Origin of the sequence: Nocardioides bruguierae, from assembly GCF_023554635.1 — a bacterium.
GTDB lineage: Bacteria > Actinomycetota > Actinomycetes > Propionibacteriales > Nocardioidaceae > Nocardioides > Nocardioides bruguierae.
Map to the genome: position 1 here is coordinate 43621 of NZ_JAMJPH010000012.1, position 21812 is coordinate 65432.

16 protein-coding genes are annotated in these 21812 nt (G+C 73.1%); 15 read left to right on the forward strand and 1 reads right to left on the reverse strand.

All coding sequences use genetic code 11. From position 1 onward, the window contains the following. Nucleotides 1–15 precede the first annotated feature (15 nt). The 11 genes from M8316_RS07830 (at nucleotide 16) to xylA (ending at nucleotide 14423) form a co-directional block, all read left to right on the forward strand. Nucleotides 16–951: a carbohydrate ABC transporter permease gene (locus tag M8316_RS07830; protein ID WP_250053498.1), complete on the forward strand. Its 936-nt coding sequence runs from the start codon at nucleotides 16–18 to the stop codon at nucleotides 949–951. Next, nucleotides 948–1844, forward strand: coding sequence for a carbohydrate ABC transporter permease (locus tag M8316_RS07835; protein ID WP_250053500.1), 897 nt, complete (start codon nucleotides 948–950; stop codon nucleotides 1842–1844). The genes M8316_RS07830 and M8316_RS07835 overlap by 4 nt, the downstream gene beginning before the upstream one ends. Before the next feature lie 16 nt (nucleotides 1845–1860). Further along, a complete protein-coding gene (locus M8316_RS07840) occupies nucleotides 1861–2886 on the forward strand; it encodes a LacI family DNA-binding transcriptional regulator (protein WP_250053502.1) in 1026 nt (341 codons plus the stop codon). A 278-nt stretch (nucleotides 2887–3164) separates the two neighbouring features. Continuing rightward, complete coding sequence (locus M8316_RS07845) at nucleotides 3165–4511, forward strand: ABC transporter substrate-binding protein (protein ID WP_250053504.1); 1347 nt, start codon at nucleotides 3165–3167, stop codon at nucleotides 4509–4511. A gap of 124 nt (nucleotides 4512–4635) precedes the next feature. Further along, nucleotides 4636–5577, forward strand: a complete 942-nt coding sequence (locus M8316_RS07850) for a carbohydrate ABC transporter permease (RefSeq protein WP_250053506.1) — start codon at nucleotides 4636–4638, stop codon at nucleotides 5575–5577. Further along, nucleotides 5577–6395: a carbohydrate ABC transporter permease gene (locus tag M8316_RS07855; protein WP_250053508.1), complete on the forward strand. Its 819-nt coding sequence runs from the start codon at nucleotides 5577–5579 to the stop codon at nucleotides 6393–6395. The genes M8316_RS07850 and M8316_RS07855 overlap by 1 nt, the downstream gene beginning before the upstream one ends. Then, nucleotides 6395–7396: a LacI family DNA-binding transcriptional regulator gene (locus tag M8316_RS07860; protein ID WP_250053510.1), complete on the forward strand. Its 1002-nt coding sequence runs from the start codon at nucleotides 6395–6397 to the stop codon at nucleotides 7394–7396. Before M8316_RS07855 ends, M8316_RS07860 begins: the two co-directional genes overlap by 1 nt. Before the next feature lie 49 nt (nucleotides 7397–7445). Continuing rightward, on the forward strand, nucleotides 7446–9587 hold the full coding sequence (locus tag M8316_RS07865; RefSeq protein ID WP_250053513.1) for a beta-galactosidase: 2142 nt from the start codon (nucleotides 7446–7448) through the stop codon (nucleotides 9585–9587). Nucleotides 9588–9609: 22 nt separating this feature from the next. Next, entirely contained in the window at nucleotides 9610–11949 is a 2340-nt protein-coding gene (locus M8316_RS07870) for a beta-glucosidase (RefSeq protein ID WP_250053514.1), read from the forward strand. Then, complete coding sequence (locus M8316_RS07875; protein WP_250053516.1) at nucleotides 11946–13187, forward strand: D-arabinono-1,4-lactone oxidase; 1242 nt, start codon at nucleotides 11946–11948, stop codon at nucleotides 13185–13187. Before M8316_RS07870 ends, M8316_RS07875 begins: the two co-directional genes overlap by 4 nt. Before the next feature lie 57 nt (nucleotides 13188–13244). Then, the gene (gene xylA / locus M8316_RS07880) at nucleotides 13245–14423 is read left to right on the forward strand and encodes a xylose isomerase (RefSeq protein WP_250053518.1); all 1179 of its coding nucleotides are present in this window, start codon (nucleotides 13245–13247) and stop codon (nucleotides 14421–14423) included. A 100-nt stretch (nucleotides 14424–14523) separates the two neighbouring features. Here xylA and M8316_RS07885 read toward each other — a convergent pair whose 3' ends face one another. Continuing rightward, nucleotides 14524–16557, reverse strand: a complete 2034-nt coding sequence (locus M8316_RS07885; protein WP_250053520.1) for an RICIN domain-containing protein — start codon at nucleotides 16555–16557, stop codon at nucleotides 14524–14526. Nucleotides 16558–16882: 325 nt separating this feature from the next. Between M8316_RS07885 and M8316_RS07890 the strand changes: the two genes are divergently transcribed. The 4 genes from M8316_RS07890 to M8316_RS07905 all read left to right on the forward strand — a co-directional run bounded on the left by M8316_RS07890 (nucleotide 16883) and on the right by M8316_RS07905 (nucleotide 21811). Next, entirely contained in the window at nucleotides 16883–17896 is a 1014-nt protein-coding gene (locus M8316_RS07890) for a LacI family DNA-binding transcriptional regulator (protein ID WP_250053521.1), read from the forward strand. Between the two features lie 117 nt (nucleotides 17897–18013). Next, on the forward strand, nucleotides 18014–18691 hold the full coding sequence (locus M8316_RS07895; protein ID WP_250053523.1) for an L-ribulose-5-phosphate 4-epimerase: 678 nt from the start codon (nucleotides 18014–18016) through the stop codon (nucleotides 18689–18691). Nucleotides 18692–18719: 28 nt separating this feature from the next. Beyond that, nucleotides 18720–20222: an L-arabinose isomerase gene (araA, locus tag M8316_RS07900; protein ID WP_250053524.1), complete on the forward strand. Its 1503-nt coding sequence runs from the start codon at nucleotides 18720–18722 to the stop codon at nucleotides 20220–20222. Between the two features lie 2 nt (nucleotides 20223–20224). Next, a complete protein-coding gene (locus tag M8316_RS07905) occupies nucleotides 20225–21811 on the forward strand; it encodes an FGGY-family carbohydrate kinase (protein WP_250053525.1) in 1587 nt (528 codons plus the stop codon). The last annotated feature ends 1 nt before the right edge of the window (nucleotide 21812 follow it).

Sequence of the window (21812 nt, forward strand, 5' to 3'; positions counted from 1 at the left end):
CCGGAGGAACCACCCATGACCACCATCCTGGAACGCCCCACGGCCACGGAGGCCGACCCGGGGCACACGCCCCGACGGCGCCCGGCGTCCCGGTCGGACCACCCGCTGTGGTTCCTCGTGCCCGCCCTCGCGCTGCTCGGTGTCTTCTTCATCGCGCCGACGGTCTTCAACTTCGTCTACGCGTTCACGGACTGGTCGAGCTTCAAGACCGAGATCAGCTTCGTCGGCCTCGAGAACTTCCGTGACCTGCTGGGCAACGGCTCGCTCATCTCCGACCTGCGGATCACCGTGATCTACGCGGCGCTGGTGGCGGTCTTCCAGAACCTCTTCGGTCTGCTGCTGGCCCTGCTCCTGGAGCGGGACACCCGGGTCAACCGCTTCGCGCGGGTCGCGTTCTTCGTGCCCGTGATCATGTCCGCCCTGGCGGTCGGCTACGTCTTCCAGGCGCTGCTGAAGCCGGACGGCGGCCTCAACGCGATGCTCTCCTTCGTCCTGCCGGGCGAGGTGAGCGTGGCCTGGCTCGGCAGCACCACCTGGACGGTCGTCGTCGTGGCCCTCGTCCACGCCTGGAAGTGGATGGGCCTGTCGATGCTGATCTACCTCGCCGGCCTCAAGACCATCAGCGAGGACGTCCTCGAGGCCGCACGGCTCGACGGCGCCTCCTCGTGGCAGGTCTTCCGCCAGATCAAGTTCCCGCTGCTCGCCCCGGCCGTCACGTTCAACGTGGCCACCGCGCTGCTGGGCTCCATGAACGGCTTCGACATCGTCCAGGCCACGACCGAGGGCGGGCCCGGCGGCAGCACCGAGCTGCTCAACATCTTCATCTTCCGCACCTTCGGGCAGGGCCTGTTCGCCCAGGCGACCACGATGAGCCTCACGCTCTTCCTCGTCGTCGCGGTCCTCGCCTTCCCGGTGATCTACCTCCTCCGTCGACGGGAGCGTGTCCTGTGAGCGCCGTGTCCCTGCCCCCGTCCCCGCGGCGTGCTCCCGCGGTCCCGGCCGGCCCCACCGGCCCGCGGCGTCCGGGTCCGCTGGCCCGCTTCGGCCAGCCCGTCGTGGCGCTCGGCGCCGTCGCGCTGCTGCTGGGCGTGCCCTTCTGGCTGATCCTGGCCACCGCGTCCAAGCCCCACGCCGAGGCGCTCGACCCGGACCTCTCCGCGCCCTCGCGCTGGCAGCTGGGGGAGAACGTCGCGACGGTGGTGCAGGACGGGCACATGGTCAGCGCGTTCCTCGGCAGCCTGCTGGTGATGGTGCCCTCGGTGCTGGTGGTGCTGGTCCTGGGGTCCATGGCGTCGTGGGTGCTGGCCCGGCGGGCGACGCGTCCCCTGGCCGTCGTCTACGCACTGTGCATCAGCGGGATCGTGCTGCCGCCGGCGGTCGTCACCATCGTGCTGCTCCTGCGCCAGCTCGGGCTCGCCGGCACCGCCGTGGGCATGATCGGCGTCTACTGCGGCATGTACCTCTCGACGGTGATCTTCTTCGTCACCGGCTTCGTGCGGACGATCCCCACCGAGCTCGAGGAGGCCGCCCGGGTCGACGGGGCAGGGCCGGTCCGGGTGTTCTTCCAGATCGTCTTCCCACTGCTGCGGCCGGTGCTGGCCACCGCCACGATCCTCATCTGCCTCTACATCTGGAACGACGTCTTCTACGCGCTGTTCGTGATCGGCGGCCGGATCGACACCCTGCCGCTGAACCTCTACCAGGTGGCCAGCTCGGGGCTGTACCTGCAGAACTGGGAGCTGATCTTCGCCTACATCGTCGTCATGAGCCTGCCGCTGCTCGTCGTCTTCGCCCTCGCGCAGCGGCGTATCATCTCCGGCGTCACGGGTGGAGCGGTCAAATGACGAGGCGGGGAACGCGATGAGCACGAGGCCCCTGCCCGCCACCAAGGCGCCGACGATGGCGGACGTCGCCCGTCTGGCGTCCGTCTCCGTGCCCACGGTCTCCCGGGTGCTGAACGGCAACGTGAACGTCAGCCAGAGCAAGCGCGAGCGCGTGCTCGACGCCGTCAAGGAGCTGAACTTCCGCCCCAGCTTCGCCGCGCGGGCACTGGCCTCGGCCCGCCCCGAGGCCGTCGCCGTCGTCTCGGGCAACACCTCCCAGTACGGCTACGCCGAGACGCTGCGGGGCATCGAGAACACCTGCCGGCGCGAGGGCCTGAGCACGATCATCTCGGTGATCGACTCCGACGAGCCGGCCGAGGTGGATCGCGTCGTCTCCCAGGTGCTCTCCCAGCCGATCGTGGGCGTCATCGTGCTCAAGTTCGACCCGCCGGGCGTCGCCGTGCTGGACCGCCTGGTCGACAAGCTGCCCGTCGTGGCCGTCAGCGGGCTGCGCGACACCCGCGTCTCCCAGGCGATGCTCGACGAGACCCGGGCCGCGGAGGAGCTGACCGGCTACCTCCTCGACCTGGGCCACGCCACCGTCCACCACGTGCGGGTGCCGCCGTCACGACGCGAGGACGGCCGCACCACTGGCTGGCGACGCGCCCTGCGGCGCGCCGGCAAGGAGGTGCCCGAGACGCTGGACGCGACGTGGGAGCCGGCCAGCGGCCGCGCCGTCGGGCGGCGGCTCGCCGGGGACGCCGGCGTCACCGCCGTCTTCTGCGGCAACGACGAGATCGCCATGGGCGTGGTGCGCGGCCTCAACGACGCCGGCCGCCGGGTGCCCGAGGACGTCAGCGTCGTCGGGTTCGACGACCACCCGCTCTCCGAGCTCTGGGCGCCGTCGCTGACCACCGTCCGGCAGGACTTCCACGGCCTGGGCTCGCGGGCCGTGCAGCTGCTCGGTGCCGAGATCGAGGACACCGACAACGTCGGGCGGCTCTCGAACGAGCGGCCCGCCGTCGTCGTGCGCGACAGCGCGGCACCACCGCAGCAGGGCTGACCGACCTCCAGGGGTGGGCGCGGAGAGTCTCCGTGCCCACCCCTGCGGCGTGCCCGTGCCGGACGACGACGACAAATCCTCTCCCGACCACTTGTGGCGTGAGTCACGGTGCCTTATGGTCAGTGTTATCGATCACATGTTATCGATCACATTCTTCGGTCAGACAGGCGCTCGGGAGCCTGACATGACCGTTGACCTGCACATTCACCCCTGGATCCGGTCAACGCGACCTGTGCTCCACCGCCCCGTGTCGGGGTAGCGAGAAAGGCACTGACTCCATGAAGACGACGCGCACCAAGGGCCTGCTGGCCGCGGTGGCTGCCCTGGCCCTCGCGGGCTCGCTGGCCGCCTGCGGTGGCAGCAGCAGCTCCGACACCGCCGAGGGCGGCCCCGAGGGCTGGCGCCCGAACGACGGCCGCCCCGAGGGCGAGATCCACGTGCTCGTGCTGGGCGACGCCGCCGCCAGCGCCGAGCAGGCCGCCGCCGACCGGTTCAACGAGACCTCCGACATCAAGGTCGTCGTCGACACCGGCCCCACCGCCGGCACGGAGTACAACACCACCGTCCGCACCCAGATGGGCACCGACAGCGCGCCGGACGTCTTCATGAGCTGGGGTGCCGCGGGCATCGAGCCGCTGATCAAGGCGCAGGCCCTGCTCCCGCTGGACGACTTCATCGCCGAGCAGCCGAAGCTGCAGGACATGTTCGTCCCCTCGGTCTTCGAGGAGGAGGTCGTCGACGACTCCGCCTACGGCATCCCGATGCGCGGCGTGGCCCCGGAGTTCCTCTACTACAACACCAAGGTCCTCGAGGACGCCGGTCTCGAGCCGGCCACGACCTGGGACGAGCTCATGGACCAGGTCCCGACCCTGCAGGACGCCGGCGTGATCCCGATCGGCCTGGCCGGTGCCGACAAGTGGCCCGAGCAGATCTGGCTCCAGTACGTCTACGCCCGGATGGTCGGCAACGACGCCGTGGCCCAGGGCCTCGCCGGGGACACCGACGTGTGGGCCTCGGACGAGTCCAAGGCGGCGCTCGCCGACCTGCAGGACCTCATCGACTCCGGCGCCTTCGGCAGCAACTTCGCCTCCGTCTCCTACGGCGGCGACGGCTCCGCCGCCCTGCTGCGCCAGGGCAAGTCCGCCTACGAGCTCATGGGCTCGTGGCACTACGCCACGGTCGGTGACTCCTCGAACCTGGGCTGGGTCGCCTTCCCGACCATGGACGGCGGCTCCGGCCAGCCCGGCGAGATCGTCGGCAACCTGTCGAACTTCTACAACGTCGCCGCCGACACCCGGTACCCCGACGCCGTCCGGGGCTTCCTCGAGGAGCTCTACAGCCCCGAGTTCCAGCAGGACGAGATCGGGCTGGGCAACCTGCCGCCGACCACGGACGCCGCCGACTACGTCGAGTCCGACGCCGACCTCGACGCCTCCGCGAAGGAGCACCTCACCTTCGTCAGCGGTCTGGTGAACGACGCCCCCACGTTCCAGCTCTCCTGGGACCAGACGGTGCCGGCCACCCAGCAGACCGCCTCGCAGGACGCCGCCGCCGACTTCTTCAACGGCACGATCGACGCCGACGGCTTCGTCTCCGCCATGCAGGACGTCGTCTCCGCCGACTGACCGCTGACCGACACCTCGGCAGCGCCTCACGACACCCGCCGACCCCGGCACCGGTCCCGACCGGGGTCGGCGGGCACCCAGGCGGCCCACCGGGCCGCACCCCCACGCACGAAGGACTCCACCCATGCCCGGTCCCCGCACCTCGGGGAAGGGCGGACGGAGCGGCCGTCTCCGCGACGGCCGCCCCACGTTCGTCTGGTCCCTGCCCGCCCTCCTCTTCTTCGCACTCTTCTCGGTCGTCCCGCTGGGCGTCGCGGTCTACCTCTCGTTCACCGAGTACGAGGGCATCCCGCTCCTCCCGCCCCGCTGGGTCGGGCTGGAGAACTGGTCGCGGATGCTCGAGGACGCCGCCCTGCACCGGGCCGTGGTCGTCACGATCGTGCTGATCGTCGCGGCGGTGCTGACCCAGGTGCCGATCTCCCTGCTCATCGGGGTGTGGGCGGCCGGACCCCAGCGCAACCGCGCGGTGATCAGTGCCCTCTACTTCATCCCGCTGCTGATGTCCTCGGCCGCGATCACGGTGCTCTTCGCCTCGATCCTCGACCCGAACTTCGGGGTGCCGGCCACCCTGCGTGACGTCTTCGGGCTCGGGGCCGACAACGTGTTCAGCAACCTGCTCGGCAACCAGTGGACCGCGCTGGGCGTCATCGCGTTCATCTACCTGTGGGGCTCCTCGCCGCTGCACACGCTCCTGTACCAGGGCGGCGCCAGGAACATCCCGCCCGTGCTCTACGAGGCTGCCGCGATGGACGGGGCGGGGCCGGTGCAGCAGTTCTTCCGCATCACCATCCCGATGCTGCGCAACACCATCGTGACCTCGACGATCATCATGGTCGTCGGCACGTTCACCTCGTTCGACATCATCCTGCTGCTGACGCGCGGCGGGCCCAGCGGCGGCACCTCGAACCTCCCGTACTTCATGTACGACCAGGGCATCGCCTCGCTGGACTTCGGCTACGGCAGCGCCGTGGCGACCCTGCTGATCGTCATCGCCACCCTCACCTCCGTCGCCATGGTCAAGGCCACCGGCTACGACAAGATGTCCGGCACCCAGGAGGGGATCTGATGCGCCGCGGACCCAACTGGCTCGCCTTCGTCCTCGCCCTGCTCTGGCTGGCGATCATCCTGGTGCCGGTCTACATCATGCTGCGCGCGGCCTTCATGAGCCGCGACGACTTCGCGGCCGACGGCCCGGTCGGGCTGCCGGCGTCCCCGACGCTGGAGAACTTCCGCTACGCCCTCGACAACGGCTTCGGCCTGTTCCTCGTGAACTCGCTGATCATGACCATCGGCTGCGTGCTCATCGTGGTGCTGCTGGTGCCGCCCCTGGCGTTCGCGATCGTCCGTGGTCGCAGCCGGTGGACCCGGCTCAGCTTCCAGACGATGCTGTTCGGCCTCGCGATCCCGGCCCAGGTGGTCGTGATCCCCCTGAACTACCTGATCTCCCAGCTCGGGCTCTACGACACCCGGATCGGCGTCATCCTGCCGACCGCGGCCTTCACCATCCCGCTGACCACGCTGATCATGACCGGCGTCATGCGCGAGATCGGCCAGGACATGTACGAGGCGATGTCCCTGGACGGGGCGGGCGCCGTCCGGGTCTTCCTCCAGCTGGCGCTGCCGCTCTCCAAGGGCGGCGTCGCGACCATCGCGATCTTCACCGCGCTCCAGGCCTGGAACAACTACCTCATCCCGCTGACACTGACGCGGAGCGCGGACCTGCGCGTGGCCACCCTCGGTCTCGGCATCTTCCGCAAGGAGTTCGCGCTCAACGTGCCGGGTCTGATGTCGGCGATCGTGCTGACCGTCATCCCGATCCTGCTCTTCTACATCTTCGCCAGGCGGGCACTCATCGCCGGGATCATGGGCACGGGAGGCAAGTGATGGGGCCGCTGACACGCACCAAGGCACCCACCGTCCACGACGTCGCGAAGGCGGCCGGGTTCTCCGCCCAGACCGTCTCCCGCGTCATCGCCGGGTACGAAGGCATCCGCCCCGCCACCCGCCTCAAGGTGGAGCAGGCCATCGCCGAGCTCGGCTACCGGCCCAACCACGCCGCCCGCCAGCTACGGACCAGCAAGTCCACCCGGATCGGCGCCGTGGTGCACGAGATGTTCGCCTACGGCCCCTCGCAGCTGCTGCGCGGCGCCGCCCAGCGCGCCCGCGAGGCCGGCTACTCCCTCAACATCGTCGGCGTCGACGGGGCCGACGCCGGCTCGGTCCAGGACGCCTTCGAGACCTTCGAGCTCGAGCGGGTGGCCGGCATCCTCGCGATCACCCTCACCGAGGAGGTGCGGACGGTCGTGGAGCGGCGTCCGGTCGACGTCCCGCTGCTCATGGACCCGGCCGAGGCCCACACGACCGGCCCCTCCGCCGGCGAGATCGGCTCGACCCTGGCCGCCGAGCACCTCGTCGGGCTCGGCCACCGGCGTCTCGCCATGGTGCTCGGGCCGTCCTCCTGGTTGCCCGCGCGCCAGCGGCAGGAGGGCTTCGAGCGGGCCGTCGCGTCCGCCGGGGCCTCGTGCGTCCGCGCCTGGCAGGGCGACTGGTCCGCCGCGTCCGGCTACGCCGCTGCGCAGCAGTGGGAGCCGGGTGACGCGGTCACCGGCGTGTTCGCCGCCAACGACGCGATGGCCATCGGCTTCGTCAACGGCCTGGCGCGTCGCGGCATCGCGGTGCCCGAGGACGTCAGCGTCATCGGCTTCGACGCCACGCCCGAGGCCGAGTACCTCTCCCCGGCGCTCACCTCGGTGTCCGTCGACTACGCCGGCCAGGGCCGCGCCGCCGTCGACGCCCTGCTGGCGCAGGTCGACGCCGACGTGGTGCCCGGCGCCCCGCCCAGCTCGCCGGCCGTCGTCCTCCGCGGCACGACCGCCACCCGCTGACCCCCTGCACAGCCCAGCCCAGCACCACCCTGCCCAGAGACGAGGGACCGTGACCACCTCCCGCCACCTGCCGGACCGCATCCTGTTCGGCGCCGCCTTCTACGACGAGTACCGCGAGATCGGCTCGCTCGACCACGACCTCGACCTCATGGTGGAGGCCGGGTTCACCGTCATCCGGGTCGGGGAGTCCGTGTGGTCGACGTGGGAGCCGCGCCCCGGCGAGTTCGACCTCGAGTGGCTCACCCCGGTGCTGGACGGGGCCCACCGCCGCGGTCTCGCCGTCGTGCTCGGCACCCCCACCTACGCCGTGCCGGCGTGGCTGTCGACCATGCACCCCGAGATCGCGGCCCAGGACGCGACGGGTCGCCGCGTCCCGTGGGGGCAGCGCCAGGAGGTCGACCTCACCGCCCCCGCCTTCCGCTTCCACGCCGAGCGGGTCATCCGCAAGCAGGTCGAGCGGCACGGCTCGCACCCCGCCGTCATCGGCTTCCAGGTCGACAACGAGCCCGGGCTCCACCTGCTGCACAACCCCGGCGTGCACGCCGGCTTCCTCCGGTGGCTGGAGGACCGCTACGGCAGCGTCGAGGAGCTGAACCGCCGGTGGGGCCTGACCTACTGGTCGCACCGGATCACCAGCTGGGAGCAGCTCTGGACGCCGGACGGCAACCACTCCCCGCAGTACCAGCTCGAGTGGCGGCGCTACCAGGCGCAGGTGGTCACCGACTTCATCGGCTGGCAGGCCGACATCGTCCGGGAGTACGCGCGCGAGGACCAGTTCGTCACCACCTGCATCTCCTACGAGCGGCCGGCGGTCGACGACGTCAGCCTCGGCGCCGAGCTCGACGTCACCGCCGGCAACCCCTACTACAAGATGCAGGACGGCCTGCGGATCGGCGTGGAGGTGCCGCGCGAGGAGATCTGGTGGTCCTCGGGCGTGTGGGGCCTGTTCCAGCAGGGCGACCGGATGTTCTCCACCCGGCAGGAGCCGTTCCTCGTCACCGAGACCAACGCCCAGTCCATCGGCCAGTCGCACTGGCAGGTGCACCCGCCCTACCCGGGGCAGATCGCGCTGGCCGCGCTGTCGCTGGTCTCCCGGGGCGCCCGCATGGTCGAGTACTGGCAGTGGCAGACGCTGCACCACGGCATCGAGACCTACTGGGGCGGCGTCCTGCCGCACAGCGGCCGGCCGGGGCGCATCTACCGCGAGATCGCGGAGCTCGGCCGCACCCTGGGTGCGTTGGGCGACGACCTCGCGGGCTACGTCCCCGACGCCGACGTCGCCTTCCTCTACTCCACCGACACCAAGCGCAGCTTCGAGTTCTACCCGCCGCTGGCGCGTGAGGACGGCAGTGCCGACCCGGCGTCCTACCTGCGGATCTTCGACGCCTTCTACCGGGCGGCCTTCGAGACCGGCCGCCAGGTGCGGATGCTGCACCCGACCCAGCTGCTCGAGCGCGACCCTGCGGCGCTCGCCGCCGAGCTGCCCGTCATGGTGGTGCCGACCCTCTACGTGGCCGACGACGCCACGCTGGACGCGCTGAGCGCCTACGCGCGCGCCGGCGGCCACGTGGTGGTCGGCATCCGCACCGGCTACGGCGACGGCATCGCACGGGCCCGTGCCGAGGTCGCCCCCGGCCGGCTGCGCGAGGGGCTGGGCGTCTCCTACGACGAGTACAGCTCGCTGGACGCGCCGGTGCCCGTCGCTCCCGTCGAGGGCGGGCTGCCCGGTCTCGACGCCGGTGCCACGGGCACCGGCTGGGCCGACGCGCTCGAGGTGGAGGGCGCCGACGTCCTCGTCCGCTACCGCGAGGGGATCTACGCCGGGCGTGCCGCCGTGACCACGCACGCGGTCGGCGCCGGCCGGATGACCTACGTCGGCACGGTGCCCGACCTGACGCTGGCCCGCGCCCTGACTGCGTGGGCCGCGCCCGACCGGCTCGCCGCCTCCTGGGACTGCTCGCCCACCGTCACCGTGGCCTCCGGCCTGGCACGGGGTCGACGGGTGTGGTTCCTGTCGAACTTCTCGCCCGAGCCGGCCACGGCGACGCCCACCCGTGCGGTGCCCGGCACCGACGGGTCGCTGGCCGCGGGCGTGCCCGTCGAGCTCGACCCGTGGGCGTTCCGCGTCGTGGTGGAGGCCCCCGACGCCGTCGTGCAGACGCCCGCCCCCGCCGCGCAGAGCGTCGGCTGAGCCGCGCCCCGAGAGGAGCCCCGTGACCGCCCCCTGGCACGACACCAGCCTCCCCGTCACGCAGCGGGCCGACGCCCTGCTGGCGGCCATGACGCTGGAGGAGAAGGTCCAGCAGCTCGGCAGCACCTGGCCCGGGGAGGAGGACGCCGGCGGCGACGTGGCCCCGATGCAGGAGACGTTCCGCGGGGCGCAGCCGTTCGACGAGGCCGTCGCCGGCGGGCTCGGGCAGCTGACCCGGCCGTTCGGCACGGCGCCCGTCGAGCCCGCGGACGGGATCGCCCGGCTCGCGGGGCTCCAGGAGGCCGTCCGGGCCGCCAACCGCTTCGGTCTGCCCGCCGTCGTCCACGAGGAGTGCCTCACCGGCTTCACGGCCTGGCGCGCGACCGTCTACCCCACGTCACTGGCCTGGGCCGCGGCCTGGGACCCGAGCCTGGTCGAGCGGATGGGGGCGGCCATCGGTCGTGACCTCGCCTCGGTCGGCGTGCACCAGGGCCTGGCCCCCGTGCTGGACGTGGTGCGCGACTACCGATGGGGTCGGGTCGAGGAGACGATGGGCGAGGACCCGTGCCTGGTCGGCGAGACCGGGGCGGCCTACGTCACCGGCCTCCAGTCGGCCGGCGTCGTGGCCACGCTCAAGCACTTCGCCGGGTACGCCGCCTCCCGCGGAGCCCGCAACCACGCCCCGGTCTCCATCGGCCCCCGGGAGCTCGCCGACGTCGTGCTGCCCCCGTTCGAGCGCGCGGTCGTCGGCGCCGGCGTGCGCTCGGTGATGAACAGCTACGCCGACCTCGACGGCGTCCCGCCCTCCGCCGACCCCGCGCTCCTCACGACCCTCCTGCGCGAGGAGTGGGGCTTTGCCGGCACGGTCGTCTCCGACTACTGGGCCGTGCCGTTCCTGGAGTCCACGCACCGCGTCGCCGCCGACCTCGACGAGGCCGGACGGCTCGCCCTGGCCGCCGGCCTGGACGTCGAGCTCCCGCACACCCTCGGGTTCGGGCCGCGACTCGTCGAGGCCGTCCGGGCCGGTCACCTGGACGAGGCCTTCGTGGACCGGGCCGCCCTGCGCGTCCTGGTGCAGAAGGCCGAGCTCGGGCTCCTGGACGCGGACTGGCGGCCGGTGCCCGCCAGCACCACGGTCGACCTCGACAGCCCCGGCAACCGCGCGCTGGCCGCGGAGCTCGCCGCCGAGTCCGTCGTCCTGCTCGCCAACGACGGCACCCTGCCGCTGTCCGCGCCGGCCGCCGGCGCCCCGCCGCGCCGGGTGGCCGTGCTCGGGCCCGTCGCCGACGACCCCGGGTGCCTCTTCGGCTGCTACTCCTTCCCCAACCACGTCGTGGCGAAGAACCCCGGCACCGCTCTCGGCGTCGACGCGCCCACCTTCCTCGACGCGCTGCGCGCGGAGCTGCCGGAGGACGAGGTCGTGCACGAGCCGGGCGCCGCGATCCTGGACGCTGCTCCCGATCCCGCCGCGCTCGACCGGGCGGCGGAGGCCGCCGCGAGGGCCGACCTGGTGGTCCTGATGGTCGGGGACCGGTCCGGCATGTTCGGCCACGGCACCTCCGGCGAGGGCTGCGACGCGGTCGACCTGCGTCTGCCGGGCAGCCAGGAGGCGCTGGTCGAGCGCGTCCTGGGGGTCGGCACCCCCGTCGTCCTGGTGGTGGTCTCCGGTCGGCCGTACGCGATCGGCGAGCACGCCGCGCGGGCGGCCGCGACGCTCCAGGTCTTCTTCCCGGGGGAGGAGGGTGCCGGCGCGGTGGCGGGGGTCCTCGCCGGTCGGCTCGAGCCGGGTGGCCGCCTGCCCGTCCAGGTGCCGGGCCCCGGCGTCACCACCACCTACCTCGGCCCGCCGCTCGCGCAGGCCAGCGACGGGGTGAGCAACCTCGACCCCACCCCTGCCTTCGCCTTCGGCCACGGCCTCTCCTACGGCGACGTGGTGCTGGATGGTGTCCGGCTGGTCGGCCCCGCCGAGGTGGCCACCGACGGTGCGGCCGAGGTGTCCGTGACCGTGACCAACCGCGGCGACCGCCCCGGCACCGTCGTGCCCCAGCTGTACCTGAGCGACCCGGTGGCCTCGGTGGTGCAACCGGTGCGCCGGCTCGTCGGCTTCGCCAAGGTGCGGCTGGCTCCCGGCGAGTCCGCACGGCTGCGGCTGGACGTGCCCGCCGACCTGGCCGCCTTCACCGACCGCACGCTGACCCGGGTCGTCGAGCCCGGCGCCCTGGTGCTCACGGTGGCCACCTCGGCCGCGGACCCCGGACACCCCCTGGCGCTGACGCTGGTCGGCGAGCGACGCCGGACCGGCCGGGGGCGCGCCTTCGCCGCCACGGCCGAGGTGCGCACCACCGCCGGGACGAGCGCGTGATCCCCGGCGACCCACGCACCCGGACCCGCGAGCGCAACTGGGCCGGCACGCACACGTACGCGTACCGACGCCTGGTCCACCCGCAGTCACAGAAGGACGTGACGACACTGGTGGCCGGGGCGTCGTCGGTGCGCGCGGTCGGCTCGCGGCACTCGTTCAACGACGTCTGCGACTCCGACGAGTGGCTGGTCGACGTCTCCGGCCTGGCCCGCGAGCCCGTGGTCGACGTGCCGGGTCGCACCGTCACCGTCACCGCCGGCACGCGCTTCGGCGCGGTGGTGCGGGCCGTCGCCGCGCACGACCTGGCCCTGCCCAACCTCGGCTCCCTGCCGCACATCAGCGTGGTGGGAGCGGTGAGCACCGGCACGCACGGCTCCGGCTCGGCCCAGCAGGTGCTGGCGGCCGGCGTCTCCCGCGTGCGGTACGTGGCGGCCAGTGGCCGGGTGCGGGAGACGCGGCGGGGCGACCCCGACTTCGCCGGGTGCGTCGTCGCGCTCGGTGCCCTCGGCATCGTGCTCGAGGTCGACCTCGACCTGGTGCCGAGCTTCATGCTGCGCCAGACCTGCCGCGCCGTGCGCTGGTCCGACGTCGCGGGCCGGCTGCCCGAGGTGCTCGACGACGGCTACAGCGTCAGCGTGTTCACGCGCTGGCAGGACGACGACCCGACCGAGGTCCTGCGCAAGGCGGTGCCCTCCCCGGGCGCACCGGCGGGGCCGGCGTCCGACCCGAGCCTGCTGCTCGGGGACGGGCCGAACCTCACCGAGCGTGACCGGGACCTGCCGTGGCACCGTGTGCTCCCGCACTTCCGGGTGGACCACCGGCCCAGCTTCGGCGCCGAGATCCAGTCCGAGTACCTCGTGCCGCGCGAGCGCGCCACGGAGGCCGCGGCCGCCGTCACGGCCCTCGCACCCCTGCTGGACCCCGTGCTGGTGCTCGGTGAGGTCCGCTCCGTCGCCGCCGACGACCTGTGGCTCTCGCCCGCCCACGGCCGCGACAGCCTCTGCCTCCACTTCACGTGGCTGCCCCGCGCGGACGAGGTGGCCGAGGCCCAGCGGCACCTCGGCGCCGCGCTGGCGCCGCTCGGCGCGCGGCCGCACTGGGGCAAGGTCTTCGCCCCGCACCTCTTCGACCTCGCCGCCCTCTACCCGCGCCTGGACGACGCGCGGGCCCTGCTGTCGCGGCAGGACCCCGACGGGGTCTTCCGCAACGACTTCGTCGCGCGCGTCCTCGCGCGCTGAGCCGCGCCCACGGACCTGTACCGACCCCCTGCACCCACCGACCTGCCGGAGACCCGCATGCCTCGCAGCCCCCGCCCCGACGACAAGTTCTCCTTCGGCCTCTGGACCGTCGGCTGGACGGGCGCCGACCCGTTCGGCTCGGCCACCAGGCCGGCGCTCGACCCCTGGGAGTACGCCGACCGGCTCGCCGAGCTCGGCGCGTGGGGCATCAGCTTCCACGACGACGACGTGCACGACTTCGCCGACGACGACGAGACCCGCGCCCTGCGGCTCGGCCGGCTCGCGGACGCCTGCCGGGCCTCCGGCCTGGTGATCGAGATGGTCACCACCAACACCTTCAGCCACCCCGTCTTCAAGGACGGCGGGCTGACCTCCAACGACCGCGGCGTGCGGCGCTTCGGCCTCCGCAAGATCCTGCGTGCGGTGGACGTCGCCGCCGAGCTCGGTGCGACGACCTTCGTCATGTGGGGCGGGCGTGAGGGCACCGAGTACGACGGCTCGAAGGACCTGCTGGCCGCCTTCGACCGGTACAAGGAGGGGCTGGACACCGTCGCCGGCTACATCAAGGAGCGCGGCTACGACCTGCGGATCGCGCTCGAGCCCAAGCCCAACGAGCCGCGCGGTGACATCCTGCTGCCCACGGTCGGCCACGCCCTGGCGCTCATCGCCGAGCTGGAGCACGGCGACGTCGTGGGGCTCAACCCCGAGACCGGGCACGAGCAGATGGCCAACCTCAACTTCACCCACCAGCTCGCCCAGGCGCTGTGGAGCGACAAGCTGTTCCACCTCGACCTCAACGGCCAGCGCGGCCTGAAGTACGACCAGGACCTCGTGTTCGGCCACGGCGACCTGCTCTCGGCGTTCTTCACCGTCGACCTGCTGGAGAACGGCTTCCCCGGCCACCCCGACGGGCCGCGCTACACGGGCCCCCGGCACTTCGACTACAAGCCCTCGCGCACGGAGCACCTGGCCGGTGTCTGGGCCTCCGCGCAGGCCTGCATGAGCACCTACCTCGGTCTCGCCGAGAAGGCGGCGGCGTTCCGGGCCGACCCGCGCGTGGTCGAGGCGATGGCCTACGCGGGCGTGCCCGACCTCGCGCAGCCCACCCTCGCCCCGGGCGAGACCGCGGCCGACCTGCTCGCCGCCCCGGCCGGGCTGGACGTGCCCGCGGCCGCCGAGCGCGACTACGGGTTCGTGCGGCTCAACCAGCTCGCGGTGGAGCACCTGATCGGCTGAGCCGGGCCGGGACGCACAGGGGCGCACTCGGACGCACCTGGATGCACGCACAGGGGGCCCGGTCGGCAGCTGCCGACCGGGCCCCCTCGTCGTGTCGGGGTCAGGGCACCACGACCGTGCCCACGGGGGAGACGTTGCCCGCGGCGTCCGTCGCGCGGTGCTCGACGCTCAGGCTGCGACCGCCCTTGAACGTGACCGGGCCGGTGTAGGTCGACCAGCCCTTGCCCTGCGGCCGGTACTCGATCGAGGCCACGCCCGAGCCCGCGTCGGCGGCGGTGAGCGTGAGGGTGCGGCCGGTCACCGACGCGGTGACCTGGGGTGCGGTGGTGTCGGCTGTGATGCCCGTCGTGCTGAACGACCACTCCTGCGAGCCGTCGCCGGTCGCCGGGGCGAGGCGGAGGTCGCCGTCGGCGCCCGCGGTGAGGAAGAGCGTGGGGCTCTGGCGCGAGCGCAGCTTCACGTAGCCGTTCGTGGTCGGGATGCTGTCCCACAGGCCACCGGCCCGGTCGTCGACCCACTGGCCGATGCGCTGGCCGTCGGTGGCGTTCCCGGTCCAGATCGAGGCGGCGCGGCCGCCGGCCTTGTTGAGCAGGGTCAGCCCGCCGTCGTCCTTGGTGACGAGGTGCCACCACTGGGTGGCGGCGACGGAGGTGGCGCCGGGCTGCTCGAGGCGTACGTCGGGGGTGTCGCTGTTGCCCAGGTCGGCGTCGGTGATGTTGCCGCCGGTGCCGATCACGAGGCCCGTGGCGCGGTTGGTGACCTGGTAGTAGGTGCCGGCCGAGCCGCCCAGGTCCACGTCGGCGTAGCGGATGACGGCGGGCGTGGTCGCTCCGCCCCAGACACCCTGGAGGATCACCACGCGTCCGGTGGTGGCGTCGTAGGTGAGGTTGCGGCTGTAGCCGCTGCCCAGCGTGGTGTGCATCTGGGTCCACGTGCCGTCGCTGCGGCCCGAGGGGTTGACCCAGACGTCCCCGCTGCCGGAGGCGTTGTAGACCAGGCGGCCGTCGGGCAGGGCGATCGTGACCGGGCTGCCGCCCCAGGAGAGGCCCTGCGAGCCGTCGGCGTAGGGCAGCGCGCCCTGCGCGCCGTCCCCGCGGCTGATCTCCTGGCCGACGGGGTCGCCGTCGGCGAAGTAGCGCAGCGGGTCGTCGGCCATCTTGAACCGGACGTTCGCGCCACCTCCCCAGTACTCGTAGGTGAGCATCCACCGGCCGTCGGTGGTCGGGACCACGTTGGCCATGCCGGGCCGGCCGCCGCCGATCATCTGCTTGCCGTTGGCGGTGAAGGTGGTGCCGGCGACGTCGACGACGGGGGCGCTCCACGCGGCGCTCGTGCCGTCCCAGGTGCGGTGGGCGAGGATCTGGGCGTCGGTGTCGGGGGCGGTGTCGTTGTCCGGGTCGAGCTGCGCGACGCCGGTGACCGGGTCGTAGCCCACGTAGTCGTTCTCGTCGGAGTAGTAGGCGACGAGGACGCCGTCGCGGACCATCAGGTACGGCTCCCACACGGGGTCGACCTGGGCGTGGGTGTTGGCGTCGGCGATGTTCTGGCCGGTCGCGCCGGCGCTGCCGCCCTGCCAGCCGCCCGCGGCCACGACGTTGACGAAGTCCCAGCTGGCGCCCTCGTCCGTGCTGGCGAACAGGGCGATGCCGACGTCCTTGCGGTCGCCGTCGTTGCTGGGGGTCCAGCTCGGGTCGGCGGCCTTGTGCTCGAGGTAGTAGTAGTCGTCACCGGAGACGACCGAGGCGAGCACCAGGGTGCCCTGCGCGAGCGAGCCCACGGTCTCGGGCATCACGTAGAGGTACGGGTTGGTCCAGTTGCTCGTGTACTTCTGCGCCTCGGGGGCGCTGGAGAGGTCGGCGGGCGGCGCGACCTCCGAGAGCGGGTACCAGGACGAGCCGTCGTCGTCGCTGGCGTAGACGGGCATCGTCTGGCCGACGGCGCTGCCGGAGGCCTGGACGGTGGAGCGCTCGAACGCGGCGACCAGCCGGCCGCCGGGCAGCTGGACCGCCTTCGGGTAGACGGCGCAGTTGCCGAGGCCCTTGAGGCAGTCCTGCCCGTCGGGCAGCTGGTAGAGCACGCCGCCGACGGGGGCGTAGGCCTGCGCAGCCAGGCCCGGCGCGAGCAGCGCGAGCACGGCGCCACCGGTGACGGCTGCCCGGCGGAGGCGGCTCGGGCGGTGGGATCGGTGTATGTTAGCGTTAACATAAGTCACGCGTCCCATCATGCGTGTGGCGCACGCCACATCGCAAGGGTGTCGGGCGGGTCTTTGCCGACCCGCCGACTGCCGACCCGCCGATCGGCGGTGAGCAGGCAACCGACTCGTGGACGCGATCGGTTGCCCACGCACCGCCGGTGCGGGCGGCGGCGACGGGCGGTCGGCCGGCAACCATGTCGACGCGACGATCGGTTGCGGAGCCACCGCCGGTCGCCCGCGTGGCCGCAGTCCTAGGCTGACCCCCATGCCCGCCCGCCGTTCCTCGCCGAGCATGGCCGACGTGGCGGCGCACGTCGGCGTCTCGCACCAGACCGTCTCCCGCGTGCTGAACAAGTCCCCGCTGGTGCGGCCCGAGACCCGCGAGCGGGTCGAGCAGGCGATGAAGGAGCTGGGCTACCGCCGGAACTCGGCCGCCCGCGCCCTGGTCACCAACCGCTCGGCGCGGCTGGGGATGGTCTCGGCCCACCTGGCGCTGCACGGCCCGAGCCGGATCGCCGCGTCGGTCGACGCCGCGGCCCGCGAGGTCGGCTACGACGTCTCGCTGGTCGGGCTGGAGACGGTCTCGCCGAGCACGGTGCGGGTCGCGGTCGAGCGGCTGCTCGACCAGGCGGTCGAGGCCGTCCTCGTGGCCGCCGCGCACCGCCCGGCGATCGAGGCGGCCCGCGCGATGGACCTCCCGGTGCCGCTCGTCCTCGTGCAGGGCGTCGAGCCCGGCGACCACCTGGCCGTCGGGATCGACCAGGTCGCGGGCGCACGCGCCGCGGTCGGGCACCTGCTCGACCTCGGTCACCGCCGCGTCGCGCACGTCGCCGGCCCGCTCGACTGGGCCGAGGCCGTCCAGCGCCGCGAGGGCTGGCTGGCCGCGCACCGCGAGCGCGACCTCGAGCCCGGCCCGGAGCTCGCGGGGGACTGGTCGGCGGCCGGTGGCCACGCCGCGGGCGCCCTGCTCGCGGCCCGCGACGACGTGACCGCCGTCTTCGCCGCCAACGACGCCACCGCGATGGGGCTGCTCAAGGCCCTGCACGACGCCGGTCTGAGCCTGCCGGACGACCTCAGCGTCGTCGGCTTCGACGACAGCCCCGAGGCGGCCTACACCTGGCCGGCGCTCACCACCGTCGCCCAGCGGTTCAGCGAGCTGGGGGAGCGGGCTGTCGGGCTCGCGCTCCAGGCCATCGAGGGCGGGACGGGCCAGCCGCCGACCCCGGTGCCGCTGCTCGTGCCGCACCTGGTCGTGCGCGACTCCGCCGCTCGGGCCTGATCCGTCGAGCTGCGGGAGGCAGGCTCTTGACGCGGTGAAATGTTAGCGCTCACAATGAGCCACGTCACACGGTGCCAGGGACCCCGGCACCCCATCGAGACCCCGAGGGCAGCCCGCATGAGCATCACCGCCGACGTCGTCGACACCGTCCTGGGCCTGCGCCGCGAGGTCGCCGGCCTGCACCGGCACCTCACCGACTACGGCCTGGTGGTGTGGACGGCCGGCAACGTCTCGGCCCGCGTGCCCGGCCACGACCTGCTGGTGATCAAGCCCAGTGGCGTCGCCTACGACGACCTCACGCCGGAGAACATGGTCGTCTGCGACCTCGACGGCCGCGTCGTGGAGGGCGAGCACGCCCCCTCGTCCGACACCGAGGCCCAGGCCTACGTCTACCGGCACCTGCCCCACGTGGGCGGCGTGGTGCACACGCACTCGACCTTCGCCACCGCCTGGGCCGCCCGCGGCGAGCCGGTGCCCTGCGTGCTGACCATGTGCGCCGACGAGTTCGGCGGCGAGATCCCCGTCGGCCCGTTCGCGATCATCGGCGACGACTCCATCGGCCGCGGGATCGTCGAGACCCTGCGCGGCAGCCGCTCGCCCGCCGTCCTCATGCGCAACCACGGCGTCTTCACCGTGGGCCCGACCGCCAGGGCTGCCGTCAAGGCCGCGGTCATGTGCGAGGACGTGGCGCGCACCGTCCACCACGCCCGGGCCCTCGGCACGCCGGTGCCCATCGAGCAGTCGGCGGTCGACGCGCTCTTCGACCGCTACCAGAACGTCTACGGCCAGCGCTGAGCGCGACCGGCCCGATCAGGAGAACCCCGTGAACGACGCCCGCCCCCAGGTCTGGTTCCTCACCGGCAGCCAGGGCCTCTACGGCCCCGAGACGCTCGACCAGGTCGCTACCCAGTCCCGCGAGATCGCCGAGCGCCTCGCGGCCCGCCCGGGCCTGCCCGTCGAGGTCGTCTGGCAGCCCGTGCTGCTCGACGCCGGCTCCATCCACCGGCAGATGCTCGCCGCCAACAGCGACCCCGACTGCGTCGGCGTGATCGCGTGGATGCACACCTTCTCCCCGGCGAAGATGTGGATCTCCGGGCTCGACGCGCTGGCCAAGCCGCTGCTGCACCTGCACACGCAGCACGGCGTGGAGCTGCCGTGGTCGACCATCGACATGGACTTCATGAACCTCAACCAGGCCGCCCACGGCGACCGCGAGTTCGGGTACGTGCAGTCGCGCCTCGGCGTGGCCCGCAAGACCGTCGCCGGCCACGTCTCCTCCCCGGAGGTCGGACGCCGGGTCGAGGCCTGGGTCCGTGCGGCGCTCGGTCGGCACGAGCTGCGGAACCTGCGCCTGGCGCGCTTCGGCGACAACATGCGCGACGTCGCGGTCACCGAGGGCGACAAGGTCGACGCCCAGCTGCGCTTCGGCGTCTCGGTCAACACCTACGGCGTCAACGACCTGGTCGCCGTGGTGGACGCGGTGGAGGACGCCGACATCGACGCGCTCGTCAAGGAGTACGCCGACCTCTACACCGTCGACCCGGCCCTGCTGCCGGGCGGCGAGCGCGAGGACTCCCTGCGCTACGGCGCCCGCGTCGAGGTGGGGCTGCGGCGGTTCCTCACCGACGGCGGCTTCGGCGCCTTCACCACCAACTTCGAGGACCTCGGCGGCCTGCGGCAGCTGCCCGGGCTGGCCGTCCAGCGACTCATGGCCGACGGCTACGGCTTCGGCGGCGAGGGCGACTGGAAGACGTCGGTGCTGCTGCGCGCCGTGAAGAGCATGGGCGCCGGCCTGCCCGGCGGCACCTCGTTCATGGAGGACTACACGTACCACCTGGTGCCCGGCTCGGAGAAGATCCTCGGCGCCCACATGCTCGAGGTCTGCCCGACCATCACCAGCGCCACCCCGACCCTCGAGGTCCACCCGCTCGGCATCGGCGGACGCGAGGAGCCGGTGCGCCTGCGGTTCGTCGCCGACAGCGGCCCCGGCATCGTCGTCGGCATCTCCGACATGGGCGACCGGTTCCGGCTGACGCTCAACGAGGTCGACCTGGTGCAGCCGGACGAGGACCTGCCGCGGCTGCCCGTCGCGTGCGCGGTCTGGGAGCCGCGTCCCTCGCTCTCCACCTCCGCCGAGGCGTGGCTGATGGCCGGCGCGCCCCACCACACCGTGCTCTCCACCGCGGTCGACCGCGAGGTGCTCGAGGACTTCGCGGACGCGGTGGCCACCGAGCTCGTGGCGATCGACGGGTCCACCACCACGCGGGGCTTCCAGCGCGAGCTGCGCTGGAACGCGGCCTACCACCGTCTCGCCGAGCGGCTCTGAGGATGAGCGAGACCACCGCGTCCCGCGCCGTGCGCGACGGGGAGGCCGTGCTCGGCATCGAGCTGGGTTCCACCCGGATCAAGGCCGTGCTCATCGGGCCCGACCAGGCCACGATCGCCACCGGGTCGCACGCCTGGGAGAACCGGCTCGTCGACGGCCTGTGGACCTACGACCTGGACGACGTCGTGGCCGGCGTCCGCGCTGCCTACGCCGCGCTGGCGGCCGACGTGGAGCGCCGCCACGGCACCCCGCTGACCCGGCTCGCCGCCTGCGGGGTTTCGGCGATGATGCACGGCTACCTGGCCCTCGACGCCGACGGCGCGCTGCTCACGCCCTTCCGCACGTGGCGCAACACCCACACCGACCGGGCGGCCGCCACCCTCAGCGACGCGCTCGAGGTGAACATCCCGCTGCGCTGGAGCGTCGCGCACCTCTACCAGGCGGTGCTGGACGAGGAGGAGCACCTCGGACGCCTCGCGCACCTGACCACGCTCGCCGGCCTTGTGCACGAGCGGCTCACCGGCGAGCGCGTGCTCGGCGTCGGCGACGCCAGCGGCATGTTCCCGGTGCTCGACGGGGACTGGGACGCCGCCCGCCTGGAGCGCACCGACGCGCTGCTGGCCGGCTCCGCCGTGCGCGGGGGCCTGCGGCCGCTCCTGCCGCGGGTGCTGCGGGCCGGCGAGCCCGCCGGCCACCTCACCGAGGACGGCGCCCGCTTCCTCGACCCCACCGGGACGCTCGAGCCGGGCGCGGCCGTCTGCCCGCCCGAGGGCGACGCCGGCACGGGGATGGTCGTCACCCGCTCCGTGGAGCCCGGCACCGGCAACGTCAGCGCCGGGACGAGCATCTTCGCGATGGTCGTGCTGGAGGGCGCGCTGGCCGGGCGGCACCACGAGATCGACCTGGTGACCACGCCGGCCGGCGACCCGGTCGCGATGGTGCACTGCAACAACGGCGCCAGCGAGCTGGAGGCCTGGGCGCGGCTCTTCCACGAGGTCGCGGCGGCCGTCGGCGCGGCCGCGGACCCGGGGGCGGTGTTCGACGCCGTCGTCCGCACCGCGCTGGACGGGGCCCCGGACGGCGGTGGCCTGCTCGCCTACAACTACCTCTCCGGCGAGCCGGTGACCGGACTCGAGGCGGGCCGCCCGCTCGTCGTCCGTCGGCCCGACAGCACGCTCAGCCTGGCGACGTTCATGCGCGTGCAGCTCTCGTCCGCCTTCGCGACCCTGCGGCGGGGGATGGACGTGCTCTCGGAGACCGAGGGAGTGCGGGTGGAGCGGATCTTCGCCCACGGCGGGTTGTTCACCACCCCGGGCGTCGCCCAGCGGCTGCTCGCCGCCGCCCTCGACACGCCCGTGAGCGTGGCCGACGGCGCCACCGAGGGCGGTGCCTGGGGGATCGCCTTGCTCGCTGCGTACGGCGTCCGCGAGCGGCGCGACCTCGACCTGACCGCGTGGCTGGCCCACGTGCTCGGCGACGAGCCGACCGCGCTCGAGCCCGACCGCGCCGACGTCGCCGGCTTCGAGGCGTTCATGAAGAGCTGGTCGGCCGCCCTCGTGGTCGAGCGCACCGCCGTGCGGGCGGTGTGAG